General features: G+C 67.7%; 2 protein-coding genes. Both read left to right on the top strand.

All coding sequences use genetic code 11. The features are described from left to right. Positions 1 to 233, top strand: a 233-nt coding sequence (locus G7007_RS22725) for a GPW/gp25 family protein (protein WP_181105153.1), incomplete at its 5' end; no start/stop codon positions are given. Beyond that, positions 230 to 1,052, top strand: an 823-nt coding sequence (locus G7007_RS22720) for a baseplate assembly protein (protein ID WP_181105151.1), incomplete at its 3' end; no start/stop codon positions are given. The genes G7007_RS22725 and G7007_RS22720, both read left to right, overlap by 4 nt.

Below are 1,052 nucleotides of genomic sequence, written 5' to 3'. Positions count from 1 at the left end.
GCCGGCGCATGCGCCCGGAGTACGGCAGCACCTTGCGCCGCTACGTCGACATGCCGGTCAACGACGGTTGGAAAAGTGCCGTGCAGGCCGAGGTTGCCCGCTCACTGGGCCGCTGGGAACCGCGCATCAAGCTCGAGCGGGTCCAGGTGGTCTCGGTGATCGACGGACAGATCGGCCTGCGCCTAAGCGGCGAATACCTGGGCAACGCCCTGGTCGTGGAGGTCAGTGCATGATCGATCTTTCTCTACTGCCACCACCGGACGTGGTGGAAACGCTCGAGTACGAAGCGCTGTATCAGGAAGTGCTCGACAACTTTCGCGAGCAGATGGGCGATCAATGGACGGCGCTGCTCGAGTCCGAGCCGGTCGTGAAGCTGCTCGAGGTCGCGGCTTACCAGAAGATGCTCGGCCGGGCGCGCATCAACGATGCGGCCAAGTCGAGCTTGCTGGCCTATGCCAAGGGCGCCGACCTGGACAACCGCGCGGCCGACTACGAGGTCACGCGGCTGACCCTGGTGCCGGCCGATCCTGACGCAGTGCCGCCGGTCGAGGCCGTCATGGAAAAGGACGAGCCACTGCGCTACCGCACCCGGCTGTCGCTCGAGGCCCTGTCCGTTGCCGGCAGCCGCGGTGCCTACGAGTACCACGGCCTCAGTGCCTCGGCGAGCGTGGGCAGCGTGTCGGTAGATTCGCCGACCTTTGTCGGGGTCGCGGTACCGGAGGCTGTGCGCGCGCAGTTACCGGCCGGGGCCATCGTACTGGTCTGCGATTACGACGCAGGCCTGGCCAACCCGCTGCCCGGCGATGTGTCCCTGGCCGTGCTGCCACGGCTGGACAGCCAGGAGAAGCCGCAAGCGCTGGTGGACCTGGTGCAGGCTGCGCTGTCTGCCGAGACGGTGCGACCGCTCACCGATCGACCGCGTGCCCAGCTGGGCCAGCCGGTGGACTTCAAGGTGGTGGCCACGCTCGAGCTGGACAGCGGCCCGGAGCCTGCCGTGGTCAAGAAGGCCGCACAAGCCAGCCTGGACGCGGCCATTGCCAAGGCGCGGGATC

This window comes from Pseudomonas entomophila (assembly GCF_013523125.1).
GTDB classification, from domain to species: domain Bacteria; phylum Pseudomonadota; class Gammaproteobacteria; order Pseudomonadales; family Pseudomonadaceae; genus Aquipseudomonas; species Aquipseudomonas entomophila_B.
The sequence above is the reverse complement of the archived record's forward strand: the minus strand, read 5'-3'. Positions and strand labels throughout refer to the sequence as shown.